The sequence below is a fragment of the Enterobacter cloacae complex sp. GYL001 genome (genome assembly GCF_049237125.1).
GTDB classification, from domain to species: domain Bacteria; phylum Pseudomonadota; class Gammaproteobacteria; order Enterobacterales; family Enterobacteriaceae; genus Enterobacter; species Enterobacter hormaechei_C.
Map to the genome: position 1 here is coordinate 17439 of NZ_JBMKGW010000010.1, position 18741 is coordinate 36179.

Below are 18741 nucleotides of genomic sequence, written 5' to 3' on the forward strand. Positions count from 1 at the left end.
TCGTTATCTCCCGACGACACCCGGTAAACTAAACAGAGTAATAGCCTTATCTACCATCGCGGCTGTTCTTTGCTCAATTTGCGCTATTGACCAATTATCAGCAACAGCCAGCTCCTGGTTTAGATACAAACCATTGTTGTAGCCTACAGGACGTTTATCCCGGGTCGTACGATCACGTTTTTCCAAAAAACTCTTATTCCCTAAAGAACTGTTGTATCCCGAAATAGTCAAGTTACCAAGTTTGTGCACATGGCTTTGACGATATTGCTCCGCCAACGTTTTATCGCCATCCGCTATCATATCTACCCAAGAATTAGGGATGTTTAATCCTTGTGGGAAAACATGCTCAATGGTCCACACATATTGCTTGCCTTCCACTGCCCATAGGTCTACTTGGTTCTCCTTGGTCATCATGCTTTCTTCAAGAGCACACAGGATAAAGCGGCAGACCCAGCTATTTTCTTCGTATAGACCGCCACTAAGTGCTTGGCGGAAATGCTCATCAGAGGTACTGACAGCCCCTAGGGTATTAGCAATAGCACTGACAACCTGCTCACCGTGGCAGCTTTGCAGAATTTCAGTTAACTCCATAAATATGCGGTTTAAATCCCGAGTAGCAGGCACATCAGTAGTGTTCCTACGGACAAAGAAGTTGATCAGCAAAGTGACCACTTTTTCAATATGCTCAATGCTCAATGCTAAGTTCTGTCGTCTGGCAAACAACATTAGCAATAAGAGATAAGAAGGAGCTCCTTGAATTCTATCCAGACTTTTAAGCAGTTTTGTTAGTTTAGGTTCATCCGGAACTTCGCAATTCCCTACAATCTGCGCATACCAGTCAGAATGACTACGCATAGCTTGTAGGAATTGATGCGGATCATGAGCAATCAATTTTTCGAAAATTTGAATAAGATTAGATTTCGTCGCTACTGGTACATTGACGATATCTTTTAACTCAGGCTTGAACGCATTGTAGTACTGACGGAAAAAACGCTCTTGTACCCCATAATCATCCCCCAGGGCTTCCATCACTTTGGTCCAGCTGATAAAAGACTTATCAATACTGCCCGGCTCAATCTGTTCGATCTTCGCCAGTAGCTTGTTTTTCATTAAATCAATCGCGGTAAGAGGCACACCACGATTGTTAAGTGACTCAAACAGGGTGTAAGCATCTGAATGACTTGCCACCTCTATTTTTACCAGAGTAGATGCATTGACTTTATCAAGTAGCGCATTCAGTGCCTGCAATGGGGTTTCGCTCTCACTGACATACTGTTCAATACGCATTAAAAAATGTCGATAGGCACGAAATACCCGACGATTACCTGCATTGGAAACCCACTCAGCCTCTTTAAGAATACCTGCCTCTTTCAACACCGCCAGGTAATCCTGCTGGTTGGCATTTTGCACCTGAGGTACTAACCGGGGCTGGTCCGCATTCTTTTTTAGCACCAATTTATGCTTCAGGTTATACAGCTCTATCTGCTGTTCCATCTCAAGTTCAATGCCTAACTGGTTGTAGCTTGCATAAATGGCAGCTAACAATAATGACAATGTGGTCATTCGCTGTTGGCCATCCACTAACTCTAACTGCTGCAGAGCCAGCGTGTCTGTACTTTGATTGATACAGATAATCGACCCCAAATAGTAATTAAGGTCGTTTTCTAACAGATCTTCAAACAAAGCATCCCATTGCCATTTACCCCAGGTGTATTCCCGTTGGTAGCGTGGGATGGCATACACCACCCCGGCTTCAATATCCAACAAGGTTGACACCGGATAGTTAAATACTGATTTAATCATCCGTGATTTTCCTTATTTGCATGTTCGTCTCTGACAGCTTGTTTATCTGCAAGACTGATATGGTGGTCATTGATACGCGCCCCCTCTTTTTCACCATACTGCAGGCCCAGATAATACCAGGGGGCCGATTCAACGTCGTTGCCGCGATCTTTACCCCACTTAATATTGGGCTTAGTGCGTAAAACACCGGCCCCCTTCTTATCCACATCCGGTGCCTGCATAAACGGACGAATATTAAGGCGCACACCATCATTTAAATCCGGGTTCCAGCCCATAGGCTGTTCGTGTAACGGTTTCCAGCGCACAAAAATGTCGAGACCACTCTTGCCGGTGATGGCATCTCCTTTAAGGATGGCTTCCAGCGAGTCTTTGAGGTTTTTAGCCGCCATCAAACGACTTTCCGCACCATCAATGCCTTCTTTGAAACCATGCTCCTGAGTACGGATCCAGTCCCCAAGATAGGTATAAATCAGGCGTTCTAAACCCTGGTAATTGAGCTTATGGTAGTTGACCAGTACTGAGAATCCATCTTTAAGACCATCCCAGATTTGCCAGATAAACGGGCGGTGCTGGAAAAGTTTGCAATGTTGTTCAAAGAATTTATCCCGCAACCAAGTTTCAAGGCTCTTACTACCAACACTGGCAAGCAGATCACTGAGAACACTGGATGACCAGTCCTCTTCGTAGGCAGCCTGCAGCATGCCTTCCAGGCGAGAAGCCGCGGCTTTTTCTCCGCGAAGTGCAGGCAGGCAGACAATGCCGTCATCATCTACTAATTTGAGTAAATCATCAGATTTGCCAAGCCAGTAAAGCATCTCATCAGCCAGCTCCATTTTCTCATCCAGCTCCGCTGGCCATCGGTAACCAAGCAAACGAGCAACCGCAACTTGTAGAACGGTTTCATCGGTACGCTTATCTGCAATTACGGTCCATTTTTTCCCTTCGTTCCAAGCAACTGAACCGCAAGGGTGTCCATGGAAAATCCACTGGGTAGGATCATTGGTATATGGCTTAGGAAGACCGTTAGGGTATTTCTCTTTGGCCAGCTTATTCCAGTAGCAAGAATCGAATGGCACTTTGAGTAAAGTTTTATTAGTTACTTTTAGCGCTTGATCTAATTCCCTTATTGAGATTGCAAAATCATCTGATGAAAAAAATGTTAACAATGAAACCAATTCATGTTTGTCAGTTGGATATACTACTGCAACGTTATTATCAAAATGCTCCCCGCAGTACGCAACTACTTTGAGATCACGCATTCTATTAATAGCGATTCCATATTTACCCCATGCACGATTACCACTTTCATGCATGTCATGCAGTTGACTTCTGGTTAATGCCGCATACTTGCTAAGTTGACCTTGGCCATTTTGCCAAAAAATAGCCTCTGAAACATCACCGTAATACTCACCTGTGTTATTGCTCCTACGAAATGGTAGCCAATCATTATTACCAGAAGATATTTCCCATAGTTTTTTAGTAAAGCGTTCAATATCGCCAGTCACCAAACCTTGATAACACTCAGCTATTTCAGATATGTGTTTTTCTGAACTTTTCTCAACAAATCCAATTCTAAAATCTGGATTATCCAACTGCTTAGTCTGAACAAGCTCTCTTAACGGCTCTATCAATAATTGCGAAGCTTTTTCTGTAGCGGTTTTAGGTGCCGAGATATCTTGATACCTTAATAACGCTCCATTAGGTGCTTTACCTTTAGTAAGAATTACCATCGCAACAAATGCGCCTGCTGCAGCCGAAGAGTCAAAACCTTTCTCTCCCAAACGAGTTACTAAGTTCCAGTTTTCATGAATTAGCAGCTTTTTACGGAAGTCAGTATAGCTGGTCAGGAAAAGCCAGTTTTGCGGTAAAACGATTGTTGAAGTGCCGCCAATTGGACTGAAATCCATACCACGCTCCAGGAATACCGTTGCCAGGTCGGCTTTTGCTTCCGGAAAATAGTTTTCACAAAAATCTTTCAACGCCTCACACTGCTTACCACGTGCCAGATAAGGTACGTTTGTCACTACCAGATTATAACTTTCAGACAGTAATTTAGCAGCCACTGCCAGCCCCTGGGCGGCCACCTGGGCTGTTTTTGCTTCATCGTCGGTTACAACAGCTTTCGCATCCAGGAGTACCTGCCAAGGCGCAGACTTGCCTTCAGCTTTTCCTTCGTAATATGCCGTGTTGACGTCAATCAGGCTGCCCAGTACGGGGGCGTCTTCGAAGGTTCGAGTGAACCATTTGAGGGCCTCACTAATATCTGGATTGTGTTTAGCCAGGGCCTGCCATTCCTGAGTGGCAGCGCTGACATCCAGCCCGGAGCAGGCAATATTCAGGGCTGGCAGACTACGATAGCCGCCAGCTCCCGGATAGCGCCAGGCCTCCAGCGCCAGTGCAAAGGCTGCAATCTCCACACAACGGCTGTCAAGCTCAAGACCATGTAGATTCTCAGAAAATACCTTATCTACAGCGGTTTTGGCATCAAGCCCTTCAAGCTGCATACGCATTGGCACCAGCATCAGGAATAATGCAACCAGAAAATGCCCTGAACCACAGCACGGGTCCAGAGTCTTCAGGGAGCTGATTTCCTGCGGCCAGCCATCAAACCAGCCGCCGGCGGCTTGCCACAACTCGCCCTGCTCATCGCTGGTTTTAACAAAACGCAGATATTTCAGCGGCACACCCTCGATAGCGGCAGCCTGACGCAAGGTTTTCTCATCACTGGCCGAGCGTAAATCCGCATCCGTCAGCTGTTTTTTCGCCCACCAGGCACCCAGGCTGTTATCCAGCAGGAAACTCACCATATAAGGTTCGGTAAACAGCTGTGTGACCGGACTTAACTCATCCGCACCAATCGGAATACCCGCCGCATTTACTTCCTTTTTACGTTTGCTTTGCCAGAACTGGTAACACCACCCCAGGCTGTCCTGTGCCTGAAATACGTCTCCTGGCAGGGTCAGAATTAAATCTTCTAACTCGCGGATGTGGTCGACAGGGATCTGCAGCTCAAACACAGGAGAGTCAATTCGAAATACCTGGGGTAACATTTTCTGAGCTAACTTCCCAGCCAGTTCCCAGCCATCTTTGCAACTTTCTTCTTGGGCATATTCCTGGCAGTCTGCCAGCGTTACAGCAAGATATTTATCCAGCATCAGCAGATTGTTTTGCTCCAAAAAGCGGGCAAATAACATACGATGCCAGTGCTCATAACTGACTTCTGCTCGCAGGTGTTCAATACTCTGCACACCATTAGCCTGCAGCTTGTCCCCCAACTGACGGGCATGGGCACGCAGGCGATTACGCAGTTTTCGCTCATTATCATTTAGGTATGCCGGAGCTTCCGCCGTTTCTACCCCTAAACGTATTAATGCTTCTGATGCAGCTTTTTCTATCAGTTCTCGGGCCCTGACAACAACTTTTTCCAGCTGATTTCTAAGCGTTTTATCCAGTGACTGTCGCATGTAGTACTCTTAAATGAAGTTTTATTATTAATAATGCATTTCGGTTCAGATCATGGATCCGAGGATGGCATATACAACCCCGGCTTTACTATCCAACAAGGTTGACACCAGATAGTTGAATACTGATTTAATCATCCGTGATTTTCCTTATTTTCATATTCGTCTCTGGCAGCTTGCTTATCTACAAGACTGATATGGTGGTCATTGATACGTGCCCCCTCTTTTTCACCATACTGCAGGCCCAGATAATACCAGGGGGCCGATTCAACGTCGTTGCCACGGTCTTTACCCCACTTAATATTGGGCTTAGTGCGTAAAACACCGGCCCCCTTCTTATCCACATCCGGTGCCTGCATAAACGGACGAATATTAAGGCGCACACCATCATTTAAATCCGGGTTCCAGCCCATAGGCTGTTCGTGTAACGGTTTCCAGCGCACAAAAATGTCGAGACCACTCTTGCCGGTGATGGCATCTCCTTTAAGGATGGCTTCCAGCGAGTCTTTGAGGTTTTTAGCCGCCATCAAACGACTTTCCGCACCATCAATGCCTTCTTTGAAACCATGCTCCTGAGTACGGATCCAGTCCCCAAGATAGGTATAAATCAGGCGTTCTAAACCCTGGTAATTGAGCTTATGGTAGTTAACCAGTACTGAGAATCCATCTTTAAGACCATCCCAGATTTGCCAGATAAACGGGCGGTGCTGGAAGAGTTTGCAATGTTGTTCAAAGAATTTATCCCGCAGCCAGGTTTCAAGGCTCTTACTGCCAACACTGGCAAGCAGCTCACTGAGCACACTGGAGGACCAGCCCTCTTCATAGGCAGCCTGAAGCATGGCTTCCAGACGAGAAGCCGCGGCTTTTTCACCACGAAGTGCTGGCAGGCAGACTATGCCATCATCATCCACGAGTTTAAGCAATTCATCAGATTTACCAAGCCAGTGAAGCATCTCATCAGCCAGTTCCATTTTGTCATCCAGCTCTGCTGGCCACCGGTACCCCAAAAGGCGAGCGACCGCAACTTGTAGTACTGTCTCATCAGTTCGCTTATCAGCGATAGCAGTCCATTTTTTTTCTTCATCCCAGATAACAGAGCCGCAGGGATGGCCATGGAAGATCCATTGTGTAGGCTCGTTAGTGTAGGGCTTAGGAAGCCCGTTAGGATATTTTTCATCGGCTACCTTGCGCCAGTATTCAATATCGACTGGCACCTGCCCAAAGTGGTTAACCTCAACACTAACTTTTTGATTAAATAACCTTAATTGGTATGTAAACTGTTCGCTAATTGCGAAACAATAAAGCGGAAGGAAGTAAGCTTCTTTCTTAGGTATTACGGCACAACACGTAGTATCCCACGCACTACCACTATAAATAGTGCATGGCAGGTCTGCCATCATACCAAACAATATTCCTGCACTCTCCCATTGTTCAACGTTTCTGAGGTATGCCGTAGGGCTTTTACTCAGCTCACCAGCTCCCCCATCCCACTTCAAAAGATCAGATGAGCCGTTTCCCCAGGTATTTCTTTTTTCTGGTGCTGAGCGATAAAGGATCCAATTATTTGATGTATTAAACACTTCCCAAAATTTTTTTCTATATCTTGGGTCATCCCCTGTACCTAACCCTTTATATGGGATTGCATAAGTATTGACTAATGAGGAAAAATTTTGAATATCTAAAGTTATCTGCATATCGGGATTATTCAATAACTTAATTTGTTCAACACTCTTCAACGGCTCAACCAACAATTTCTCGGCTTTCTCCGTAGCGGTTTTAGCTGCAGATACATCAACTCCATGCAGTAATGAGCCTTGAGGCGCAATACCCTTAGTAAGAGTGATCAAAATCGCCTGAACCACTTCACCGGAAATAGTTTCAAACGCTCTTGCCCCTAAACGCGCTACCAGATTCCAAGTATCTTCCGTCAGCAGCTTTTCACGAAACTTCTTATAACTCGTCAGGAAAAGCCAGTTTTGCGGTAAGACGACTGTTGAAGTGCCGCCAGTTGGACAGAAATTAATACACCGTTCCAGGAACACTGTCGCCAGGTCGGCCTTTGCTTCCGTGAAATGACTATCACTGAAGCCACGCAGTACATCGCACTGCTTGCCACGGGCCAGATAAGGCACATTGGTTGCTACCAGATGATAACTTTCAGACAACAATTTAGCTGCTACTGCCAGACCCTGAGCGGTCACCTCGGCTGTTTTTGCTTCATCGTCGGTTGCAGCTTTCGCATCCAGGAGAACCTGCCAGGGGGAATCTTTGCCTTCAGTTTTTCCTTCGTAATAAGCCGTATTGACGTCAATCAGGCTGCCCAGCACCGGGGCATCTTTGAAGGTTCGGGTAAACCAATTAAGTGCCTCGCTGATATCCGGATTGTGTTTAGCAAGCGCCAGCCATTCCTGGGTAGCTGCGCTGACATCCAGCCCTGAGCAGGCAATATTTAGTGCAGGCAGGGTACGATAACCACCGGCATTGGGATAACGCCAGGCCTCCAGCGCCAGAGCAAAGGCTGCAATCTCCACACAACGGCTGTCTAGTTCAAGGCCATAAAGGTTATCAGCAAGCACCTTATCTACAGCGCTTCTGGCATCAAGTCCTTCAAGCTGCATACGCATTGGCACCAGCATCAGGAATAATGCAACCAGAAAATGCCCTGAACCACAGCACGGATCCAGCGCTTTCAGTGCACGAACTTCCTGTGGCCAGCCATCAAACCAGCCACCGGCAGCTTGCCACAACTCACCCTGCTCATCGCTGGTTTTAACAAAACGCAGATATTCCAGCGGCACACCCTCGATAGCGGCAGCCTGACGCAAGGTTTTCTCATCACTGGCCGAGCGTAAATCCGCATCCGTCAGCTGTTTTTTCGCCCACCACGCTCCCAGGCTGTTATCCAGCAGGAAACTCACCATATAAGGTTCGGTAAACAGCTGTGTGACCGGGCTTAACTCATCCGCACCAATCGGAATACCCGCCGCATTTACTTCGTCTTTACGTTTGCTTTGCCAGAACTGGTAACACCATCCCAGGCTATCTTGTGCCTGAAATACCACACCAGGAAGTGTCAGAATCAAATCCTCTAATTCACGAATGCGGTCGATGGGAATTTGCAGCTCAAATATGGGGGAATCGACCCTAAATACCTGAGGCAGCATTCTCTGAGCAAGCTTGCCGGCCAGTTCCCAGCCATCTTTACAACCTTCTTCTTCAGCGTATTCCTGACAGTCGCTCAACGTGACAGCAAGATATTTATCCAGCATCAGCAGATTGTTTTGCTCCAAAAAGCGGGCAAACAACATACGATGCCAGTGCTCATAACTGACCTCCGCCCGCAGGCGTTCAGTTCCCTGCACACCATTGGCCTGCAGCTTGTCCCCCAACTGGCGGGCATGGGCACGCAGGCGATTACGCAGCTTACGCTCATTATCATTCAGGTATGCCGGAGCGTCCGCGGTTTCCACTCCTAAACGTATTAATGCTTCTGATGCAGCTTTTTCTATCAGTTCTCGGGCCCTGACAACAACTTTTTCCAGCTGATTTCTAAGCGTTTTATCCAGTGACTGTCGCATGTAGTACTCTTAAATTGAGGTTACTTTTAATTTTGCATATAGACTCGCACCTGAAGCCCAGACAAGGTTGTCTGAACTTCAGGAGTGATGAGAGGTTATTTCAACGATGCAGGACGATTTTCAGCTAAAGCGGACATAACTTCTTGTCTAACTTTTGCCAACCAGGAATCGAGTTCAGCCTCTGTTTCAATGACTGATTTTGGTAAAAGTACGATTTTTGCTTTAGGCACCAACATATCAACCGCATCCTGCCGCATACGGCTAAAACGGCCTGCCAAAGCAGAGGTTTTATCACTCCACTGTTCTAACGAGGTATTTTCAATACAATCGAGTACTCTGTCGTTATCAGATAATGGTGACATTTCCAGGTTGTCCAGATGATGCTTTGTCAGCAATTGCTCCTGCTGCTCTGTAGAAAGCTGGCTCCAGATTGCATCTTCATGCAATTCCTTTAGACATTCGTTATATTCAGTTTGAAAATCTTCGTACTTTTTCAAAATCGCAACGCGAATTCTTTCAATTACCTGCTTCAGCAACGGCTGTACTGGATCAGGATCGGCTAACAGACTTCGGTTTTGCTCAATCGCATGCACCTCGTTCATGAGCTCGTCAAAACCAACTAAATTTTGGCAATACTTAAGCGCCGATTTTAGTTCGCCCCAGCGAGCTTGTCTGACGAACACTTTTTCAGCAAGCCCTTTCCAACGCTCCACTTCATCGATAATATCGCGATGTCGTTCGAAGGCAGCCATTAGCTGTTCATTACCAGAAAGTCTCTCAACTTCAACAAGTAATTCTGCTTTTGGTGGTAATGGTAGTGGAGCGTCGCCTCCCGCTTTACGAGCCAATTGCTTAGCAGTTTCTATCGCATCTCTTAATTTGGATTGTTCTTCACCATTGGTACAGTTCAAACCAAGCGCATGGATCAAACTTCTAATGCCCGCCAACTGTCGCGGCGTCAAGCTAACGGTTTCAGGCCGAAAGTTGGTTTGAGAGACTTTGCTGCGCTCCAAACTTTTCGCATCGACTGATTTTTCCTGAGAGTCGCTTGCTTTCAATACACCAGCAGCCAACATGGTAAAAAGAGCGCCGTCAACGGTATCTTTCGGCCAGCCGAAAGGAGCAGACATAAAGTTTTCTCGTATCTCTCCCCCAGTTTTTGCAACACCGATATAGCGTTTAATGGCGACACAGACAGGGTGCTTTTCCACTTCATCATTATGGCCTACAGCTTCCAGAGCATTGGCATCAGCGAATTTACTTGCACGCTCAAATACCTTATCCCAACCTCTTTGATCTGCTTGCTTAAACTCTGTATAGAGCCGTTCACATGCTTTCTTACCTGCATTCTGGAACTGCTCAACTAGCGTGTCGCCAAGTACTTCGCTCCCACCAGCCATTTGTACCTGGATACCATCAATAATTTCTTTAAGAATCAGTTTCTTGGTGCGCTCAGCTTCATACTTCCGGTGCTCCATTGCAGCGCGAGCGTCTTTACCCGCATCCGTAGAGGGTATCCCACTCACTTCCAGAGTTGTTTCCGCCGCTTTAAAATCGACAATTGCGCTCAGTAGCTCATTACGGCGAATGGATGGAACATGAATGAAAATAGTGGCGTCATCAGGGTTCGCACTACGCACTGCATCCTCGAAAACTTTTTCTTTACATTCAAGTACATGAGCATAGAGATTTTTTTTAGCATCGGCAGGAAGATCCTGATCGAAACACACGGTGATCTTACGGGGTTCGTTACTGACCCCTTGATTCACGCTACCAAACCCTAGGGCAGTGTTAACACGGTTTTTTATTTCGAGGCTGCGGAACGTTTCTAAACGCTGTGGGTTACCGCGTAGATCATTTTGTTGTTGTTTGAAAGTATCATGCCACTGCTGGCTTTCAAGCGTTTGCAACCTGTATTCAACACCTGCACTAGTATTCATTGGCAGTAAGTCGCCGTCATCAACCAGTTGTTGAATTAAATGTGGCAATTTTGCTCTCAGTTCATGCTTACCATCACTTAAATGTTCCAGAAGCAAATCAGCGAGGAAAGCTTCCGTTGAGGCAATACCGTGATTGATATCTGTTGGTAGTTTACTAATGAGTAGTATCAACGAAAGCACTCTACCCTGGAGGACTTCATCTTCGTCCCCAGCCTTGAAGCGAGCTATCTTTTCGTAGATCTCTTTGCCAATAACACCCGTTTGTAGCAGGTTGATTGCAATTTGTTCATAGATAAAATCGGCAGGGACAACTGAACCCAACGGTTTAAGCGCCGTAGATTTTGTGGCCTCATGCACTACACGTAACTGATTTCGTAGTTGGGATCCGGTTCCGGTTTTATCCAGCGCAGGAAGGACTCGCTCCCAGAAACGACGACGCACTGGCAGTAACGGATAGTCTGCAACCATCCATTTTTCATCGTCTTTATGAGCTTCAATAACAGAACCACTCATATGACGATTAATCTCACCGAGGTTATGATGTACCACGGATTCGATCTCAGCTCTGGCAGTTTCTTTCTTCTGGAGAATAACTTTCCGGATTACCGCATCGACATCAGTATCCTCAAGCTGAACAGAAATCTGGAAACGCCCCATAAGGCGTTGCAGGTTTTGCAACCCGGATAAGGCGCTTTGCCCTGTGGCGACGAAAAGCAATTTCGACTTAAGTGCACCAGCTTTACAGCATGTTTCAACGGTCTCTTGCACAAGATGAGCACGATCTGGATCATCAGCGATATACTGCTGAACCTCGTCAAGAACAACCAAAGTTAAGGGCATTTCGCCTTCATTTGACAATGCATCAACAATCGACTGAACCATTTCCGTATTTGATACATCATCAACAATTTTATATTGCGCACGCAGCATATCTCGTACTTCTTTAGCATCACTTCCAAGAGATGGTAAAGCATGTAACAGCGCATTCGCCATGACTGGTGAAACATGGAGATTGCGCAGTTCTTTCTTCCAAAGGTCTTCGCCTTCTTTACCTTTGGCATGCTGTTGGATGTAAGCTTTTACTTGCTCAAGCACCCCTTCAGATCTTAACCAAAGTTCAAATTGGGCAAGATGATATTGCTCAGACAACCCAGCTGATTTGAAAATGATCGCCAACAAGGCTAATCGAACTTTGTCTTCTGCTCCCGCCCCCAAAGTTCCTGACGCGGCATGAAGTCCTCCCAGTCGACTTCCCAATGTTGAAAGTTCGTCAAAATATTGTCGTACATCATCGGGTAACTCAACCAATGAGCGAGCATCTGCTCCGCTCTCCATTTTCTGATTCACCCAAAGGGTTCTGAGCATTTTAGCTAGATGCGATTTCCCAGAACCGAAAAAGCCTGAAATCCAAACTGCAGGTTGTTCACCAGAACTTTTAACGTTTCGTAAGTAGTTGCTAAGAATATCAGCCATGCCTTTGGCATAAGCCCCGCTACAGACAAACGTCCGCAGCTCATAATCTAATGTTTCAAGAGCCCCTTTGGAGAGATCATCTTTTACCTCAGCCACACCGTTGTTGGCCAATTTGCTTTCCAGAGGGTCAAGTTTATAAATTTCGCGGTTTAGCATTTTTCTTTACCTAGTTAAGCTATGGTGATCGCAGTGGCTTGATATCCCCAGCCATCTTTGGCATCGAGCAGTTTGTAGTTATTCTCATGATATTCTCCGGGGAAAAATACCACCAAGCGTCCCTGTACTTGAGTCGTTAAAGATTTAACTAAAGCGGAGACTGATACAAAGCCGAACATGGTCCCACATCCCATAAGAGCCACTACAGATTCAGGTGTTTGGTGCGCATTAATCTGCTCATGGAGTTTCGACACAAGCTCTTCAGCAAAATAGTCATAGCTTCCTTCCAGATACTCTGGATCTTCGAAATAAGCCTCTTTGTAGTCCTGTCTGGCCATCCAGTAGGGGAACTCATTGGTCAAGTCCAACAACAGCCATGGGTGCTCGCTTTCGATGCATGCATGCTCAAATTCAGTCATGCGAGCACGAAGCTTAAGCTCATCCTCTTTGTCATATACGACAAAGATAGCTTTCTCTTCAGCTGAGATATTGTTACCCCATGGCACACTAATGTGACTGGAAAAACTTTTCAGTAATTTTGACAATCTGTCAGACATCACGTTATTCCTTAACTAGGAGATTCAGAGGTGCAAAAGACACTTCAACGACCTCACTGGCTTGTTTGAAATTAATCAGGCCGCGCAAAGTTGCTCTATATGCAAGCTCGTACAAAGTTGTTTCATCAACTGGTAATAGTTTCATCCAAAAGCTATCAAACAAACGTTTACCTGAAAGCCCCTGGAAGTACCCAAGAAGTAGAGCAAAAACCACGTTCACATACGTTACTTTTGGGTCAGTACGTTGTTTTTTAACCTTACCCGAAAGATAACCTGATTGAGTCCATGTGCCACTAATGTTTCGAGCAAATGACTGAATTGATGCCTGACTAAATCGATCTGGATCGTCTTTTGCTAGGTGTTCTTCCATAACGCTTCTGGGTAAGATTTGCCCAAGCTTAAGTGCCGTAATGACCCCAACAGATTCTCGAAGTAGTGGATCTCTTGCAATAGCCAATTGCAGTGCGAGTAGAGGCTGAGCTTCTTCAGATAGCTCCCAAAGTTGACGAAAAAATTTGAACAAAGGTATGTGCGGAGACATCCCATAAAGACCAACCATGTGCCGATAAGTTAGTTTCCTGGCACTAGAACTGGGTTTATGAAGAATATTGTCATCCACAATGCTTACCCTATATTCTTCTTGTAAGGTGTTCTCAGGCCGTGCCTGGAGCAATATCTTCAATTCTTCGATCATCATGCAACGCGCTGCATGAGGTCCATTTTTTCCAAACTTGAATCCATACTGAACTAACTGCTCATGGTTCATCAGGATACCTCCTCAAATCCGAGTACTAAAAGCCATTTTTGATAAAAAAACTGCTTTCGTTCTGCTTTAGCACTCAAGTATATTGTTCATAAACATGTAAAGCCATTATCTGCAACTATCTTGATTTAACTGAATAAATGGTTACCAAAGTCGAATGGGCTAACCCTACTTTCACGATTTCTATCCAGATAATCCGCCCACCACTGTAACATCAACCTACGCTCCCCAAGATGTTCCGCCTTATGGATGTAAGCCGCACGCACAGAGTTACGTTCCTGATGGCTCATCTGCCGTTCTACTGCATCCCTCGACCACAACCCCGATTCTATCAGTGAACTACAAGCCATGGTCCTGAAACCATGCCCACAGACTTCCGTTTTCGTGTCATAGCCCATCACTCGTAGAGCCTTGTTCACCGTGTTCTCACTCATGGGTTTACGCGGATCGTGATCTCCTACGAAGATCAGGTCAAGGTTCCCATTCATGCTTTTGATCTTTTCCAAAATAGCCAGAGCCTGCCGCGACAAAGGAACAAGATGTGGAGTCCGCATCTTCGAACCACGCTGAGAATGTTTAACACCTTCCAGCGGTTCACGCTCACCTGGAATCGTCCACATGGCCGTTTCAAAATCCACTTCTGACCAGCGAGCAAAACGTAGTTCGCTTGAACGGATGAAAACTAACAACGTGAGCTCGACAGCCAGTCGGGTTAATGGTCTGCCAGAGTAGTGATCGATGCGGTGAAGTAATTCAGGAATACGTTCAAGATCCAAAGCCGCACGATGCTGTCTTTTCGCCGTAGCAACCGCACCGGCAATCTCTTGCGCAGGATTGTAGTCGATTAAGCCGCTCTGAACGGCAAACCGCATAATCGCGGTAGTTCGCTGTTGCAAACGAGCCGCAACTTCGAGACGCCCGGACAACTCCACCGCTTTAATGGGTACAAGAAGATCCCGAGTCTTAAGCTCTGCAATGTTCCGCTTCCCAATGGCAGCAAAGAGATTATCTTCAAGGCTTTTCAATACACGAGCGCTATGCGATGCAGACCACTTTTGATTGCTGGCATGCCAGTCTCTGGCAACCACTTCAAAAGTTATCGCCTCTTGCTCCTGCTCTACCTTAACGGCTTTCTTGTTTTCACTGGGATCGACGCCATTAGCTAATAGCTTACGGGCCTCTTCCCTGCGTGCCCTGGCATCCGCCAGCGAGACTTCAGGGTATTTCCCAATCGCCAACATCTTCTCCTTACCGCCAAAACGATAACGCAGCCGCCAGTATTTGGAACCGTTAGGGTGAACCAGCAACACCATGCCTTCACCGTCAGTAAGCTTATAGGCTTTTGCTTCAGGTTTAGCCGAACGAACCTTCACATCACTCAGAGCCATGATGAGTATCCTTTCAAGGGTTCTGTGTGGGTACAAACATTATCGAACCGGGATATACCCGCAGTTGTACCCGCATCAGTAAGTTGATGTAGATTGAATCAGGTTGACTTAGGTTGAGTGAAAAAGCGAGGAAAGCCTTGCGGATACTGGATTTCAGGCACAAAAAAAGACGTCCGTTGACGTCTATTGATGTTCCGATGGTGCCGAAGGCCGGACTCGAACCGGCACGTATTTCTACGGTTGATTTTGAATCAACTGCGTCTACCGATTTCGCCACTTCGGCACTGAAGGGGATGCGGAAACGTTGTGGATTATACCTGTCGCGCGCCGCCATGCAAGCGACGACGCGCTAAACCCGCGCTAAGTGCCCAAAAAACCAGCGCTACCGTCAGTCCAGCTCAGACACCGCCAGCCTAATTACCCTCGCCGCCTTCTGCTCCGGCAGCGCCAGCACCTTCGCCCACATGTCCTGCACCATGTCGCAGGAGAGCTTCTCCTTGCCCACTGCCTTCTCCGGCATCTGCAACAGCTGGATATCCTCGCCGTACTTATCGGCAAGCGCCTTCATAATCGGCCGCACATCCCCGACAGCCGCCTCGCGTTCGGCCTGCGTCACGGTGTGGCGGTTTTTGCCGTAGGCCGCGCGCATCATGTCGGCGTCGGCCTGCATGCGCCGCGTCATCAGGTCTTTATCCAGCATGCGCATCGGATTCACGCCGCCCTTCACCATCGGGTAGAGGAAGCGGAAGCAGGCGTCGTCGCTCACCTTCTGGATGGCGGCAGTCTGCTCCATGTTGATGGTCATGTAGTTCACCACGTTGGCGTCCGGCGCGTTTTGCAGGCGCGACATCTGCAAATGCAGGATCTGCGGCTGGATGGTGTCGATAATCTGCTGCTCCGGCTCGCCCGCTTTTTGCAGGGCTGCCATCTGGTCGAGGATGCGCTGATGCAGCGCGGGCTCCTGCTCCTTAATCACCTGCCAGGCAGGCATCGCGTTGAGGGTGGTATCAATCTGCGCTTCCGGAGCGCGTTGCCTGTCAAAGAACACCCAGAACGCCACGGCGGCGGCCGCGACAATAACAACGACCGTACTGATCCACGTTTTTTTCATCTCGCATCCTTATCCTTGAGTTGTGCCGGTTTACACCGGCACGCCGCTGTGGAAGCGAAACTCGTGGTCCGGTGTCGAGATAAGTGTGGCTTCAATTTCGCCAAAAAGCTGTATGCGCGGTGAGATATCGTCGTCGCTCACCTGCTGGGCCAGCGTCAGGTAGTCCTGATAATGGCGCGCTTCCGAGCGCAGCAGCGAGAGATAGAACTTCTGTAAGTCATCGTCGAGGAACGGGGCCAGCGCGGCGAAGCGTTCGCAGGAACGGGCTTCGATGTAGGCCCCGCAGATGAGCTTGTCGATCAGCATCAGCGGTTCGTGGGTGCGCACTTCCTTCAGCATCCCTTTGGCGTAGCGGCTGGCGGTGATTTTGACATACGGAATATCACGGGCCAGCATCGCCTCACGCACCTGCCAGAAATGGTGCAGCTCCTCTTTAATCAGCAGCACCATGCTGTCGATGAGCGCCTGGCCCCACGGGTCGTCGGTTTTGGGCATCACGCTTTTGCCAATCTGCTTGTGCAGGGCGATGAAGTCCGGCTCCGGGCCGTCGCGAAAGGTGAACTGTTCGTAAGGTTTGAGCCAGTCGAGCAGCGCGTCGGCACCACTTTCGTCGGCGACGTATTTACGCACCAGCAGCAGCGCGGTCTGGGCGGCCTTGAGCTCGCACACCATGTGGTCGGTGAGCAGCAGCGGCAGGTTCGCCGGGTCGCGGGCTTTATCAATCCATGCTTGCGGGGTCGGGCACTGGAGGAAGTTGAGTACGGGGGCGAGTATCTGCGGGTAATCCATGGTTCTGCCTTGAAAAAGCGGTGGCGCGGGCCACCGCCTGGAACGCTTAGTGACGCACGCCGTCGTCGTCTTCGTCGACGTAATCTTCGTCGTCGCCTTCTTCGCCGTCTTCACCGTTCGGATCTTCGAAGTAGGTTCCCCAGCCGTCGTATTCCACTTCAAACTTCTCGGCCAGGTTCATCAGCTGTTCTACCTGCGCGTCGATCAGCTCCGCCTTCAGCGCGCCTTCGCTCAGGATATCGCAGCAGATGACGGTGTCACCCTCTTCCACTTCCAGCTCTTCCGGCTCGGTCACTTCGTAACCCAGCTTGAAGGCTTCCACGGCCATTTTTTCCAGCGCTTCAAAGTCGTCCGCAGAGAAATGGTGCTCGATGGTGTACAGCGCGTCCGGATCGCTACCGTCTTCCAGCAGTTCTTCAATAATCAGACGCGTCTCTTCGCGTTGCTCTTCCAGTAATTCCGGGTTTGCCATGGCTCAATCCTCTTTAAAGTGCGGCAGATACTTCTATTTTCACACACGGACGGGTTTGCCTCCACCTTTGTTGGAAAGATTTGTGAAACGGGGTTGCAAATGAATAATTACACATATAAAGTGAATTTTAATTCAATAAGTGGCGTTCGCCATGTGAGGATAAAATGTCTGATCTGTACAAGAAACACTTTCTGAAATTGCTCGACTTTACCCCTGCACAGTTCACTTCTCTGCTGACCCTTGCCGCACAGCTCAAAGCCGATAAAAAAAATGGCAAGGAAGTACAAAAGCTTACTGGCAAAAACATCGCGCTCATCTTCGAAAAAGACTCGACCCGTACACGTTGCTCTTTCGAAGTTGCCGCATTTGACCAGGGCGCGCGCGTTACCTATTTAGGGCCGAGCGGCAGCCAGATTGGGCATAAAGAGTCAATTAAGGATACCGCACGGGTGCTCGGGCGGATGTACGACGGCATTCAGTACCGCGGCCACGGCCAGGAAGTCGTCGAGACGCTGGCGCAGTATGCTGGCGTGCCGGTGTGGAACGGGCTGACCAACGAGTTCCACCCGACGCAGCTGCTGGCGGATCTGCTGACCATGCAGGAGCACCTGCCGGGCAAGGCGTTTAACGAGATGACGCTGGTCTACGCGGGCGACGCGCGCAACAACATGGGCAACTCGATGCTGGAAGCGGCGGCGCTGACCGGGCTGGATCTACGCCTGGTGGCCCCGAAGGCCTGCTGGCCGGAAGAGAGCCTGGTGGCAGAGTGCAGCGCGCTGGCGGAGAAGCACGGCGGGAAAATCAGCCTGACGGAAGACGTGGCGGCGGGCGTGAAGGGCGCGGACTTTATCTATACCGACGTCTGGGTGTCGATGGGCGAAGCCAAAGAGAAGTGGGCGGAGCGTATCGCGCTGCTGCGCGGGTATCAGGTGAACGCGCAGATGATGGCGCTCACCGGCAACCCGAACGTGAAGTTCCTGCACTGTCTGCCGGCGTTCCATGACGACCAGACCACGCTCGGCAAGCAGATGGCGAAAGAGTTCGATCTGCACGGCGGGATGGAAGTGACGGACGAGGTGTTTGAGTCGGCGGCGAGCATCGTGTTTGACCAGGCGGAAAACCGGATGCATACGATTAAGGCGGTGATGGTGGCGACGCTTGGGGGTTGAGTCCTCTGCGCGTTGGTGCCCTCACCCCGGCCCTCTCCCACAGGGAGAGGGAGAAAACCCAGCCCGTAGGCCCGTGCAAGC

At 48.5% G+C, this 18741-nt stretch carries 12 protein-coding genes and 1 tRNA gene; 2 read left to right on the forward strand and 11 right to left on the reverse strand.

The window, feature by feature from the left end:
• Positions 1-3 precede the first annotated feature (3 nt).
• The 11 genes from ACOTWU_RS16870 to rraB form a co-directional block, all read right to left on the reverse strand.
• Positions 4-1803, reverse strand: coding sequence for a DUF262 domain-containing protein (locus tag ACOTWU_RS16870; protein ID WP_164474331.1), 1800 nt, complete (start codon positions 1801-1803; stop codon positions 4-6).
• Complete coding sequence (locus ACOTWU_RS16875; RefSeq protein ID WP_164474332.1) at positions 1800-5267, reverse strand: Eco57I restriction-modification methylase domain-containing protein; 3468 nt, start codon at positions 5265-5267, stop codon at positions 1800-1802. The genes ACOTWU_RS16870 and ACOTWU_RS16875 overlap by 4 nt, the downstream gene beginning before the upstream one ends.
• A 131-nt stretch (positions 5268-5398) precedes the next feature.
• Positions 5399-8842 (reverse strand): Eco57I restriction-modification methylase domain-containing protein, encoded by a 3444-nt coding sequence (locus ACOTWU_RS16880; RefSeq protein WP_164474333.1) that lies wholly within the window; start codon positions 8840-8842, stop codon positions 5399-5401.
• Between the two features lie 95 nt (positions 8843-8937).
• Positions 8938-12411, reverse strand: coding sequence for a BREX system P-loop protein BrxC (gene brxC / locus ACOTWU_RS16885; protein WP_164474334.1), 3474 nt, complete (start codon positions 12409-12411; stop codon positions 8938-8940).
• 14 nt (positions 12412-12425) lie between these two features.
• On the reverse strand, positions 12426-12968 hold the full coding sequence (locus ACOTWU_RS16890) for a BREX protein BrxB domain-containing protein (RefSeq protein ID WP_045345931.1): 543 nt from the start codon (positions 12966-12968) through the stop codon (positions 12426-12428).
• A gap of 4 nt (positions 12969-12972) precedes the next feature.
• Positions 12973-13734: a hypothetical protein gene (locus tag ACOTWU_RS16895; protein ID WP_164474335.1), complete on the reverse strand. Its 762-nt coding sequence runs from the start codon at positions 13732-13734 to the stop codon at positions 12973-12975.
• A gap of 125 nt (positions 13735-13859) precedes the next feature.
• Complete coding sequence (locus ACOTWU_RS16900) at positions 13860-15119, reverse strand: tyrosine-type recombinase/integrase (protein ID WP_164474336.1); 1260 nt, start codon at positions 15117-15119, stop codon at positions 13860-13862.
• Between the two features lie 198 nt (positions 15120-15317).
• Positions 15318-15402: transfer RNA gene (locus ACOTWU_RS16905), tRNA-Leu, on the reverse strand.
• Between the two features lie 105 nt (positions 15403-15507).
• Positions 15508-16230, reverse strand: a complete 723-nt coding sequence (locus tag ACOTWU_RS16910) for a topoisomerase II (protein ID WP_126498728.1) — start codon at positions 16228-16230, stop codon at positions 15508-15510.
• A 30-nt stretch (positions 16231-16260) separates the two neighbouring features.
• Positions 16261-17019: a tRNA isopentenyl-2-thiomethyl-A-37 hydroxylase MiaE gene (miaE, locus tag ACOTWU_RS16915; RefSeq protein WP_033487907.1), complete on the reverse strand. Its 759-nt coding sequence runs from the start codon at positions 17017-17019 to the stop codon at positions 16261-16263.
• Positions 17020-17065: 46 nt separating this feature from the next.
• Entirely contained in the window at positions 17066-17491 is a 426-nt protein-coding gene (gene rraB / locus ACOTWU_RS16920) for a ribonuclease E inhibitor RraB (RefSeq protein ID WP_017694625.1), read from the reverse strand.
• A gap of 99 nt (positions 17492-17590) precedes the next feature.
• On the opposite strand from rraB, the gene argL reads away from it, so the two are divergent.
• A complete protein-coding gene (gene argL, locus ACOTWU_RS16925; protein WP_213014347.1) occupies positions 17591-17686 on the forward strand; it encodes a putative translational regulatory protein ArgL in 96 nt (31 codons plus the stop codon).
• On the forward strand, positions 17656-18660 hold the full coding sequence (argF, locus tag ACOTWU_RS16930; RefSeq protein ID WP_126498729.1) for an ornithine carbamoyltransferase: 1005 nt from the start codon (positions 17656-17658) through the stop codon (positions 18658-18660). The genes argL and argF overlap by 31 nt, the downstream gene beginning before the upstream one ends.
• The last annotated feature ends 81 nt before the right edge of the window (positions 18661-18741 follow it).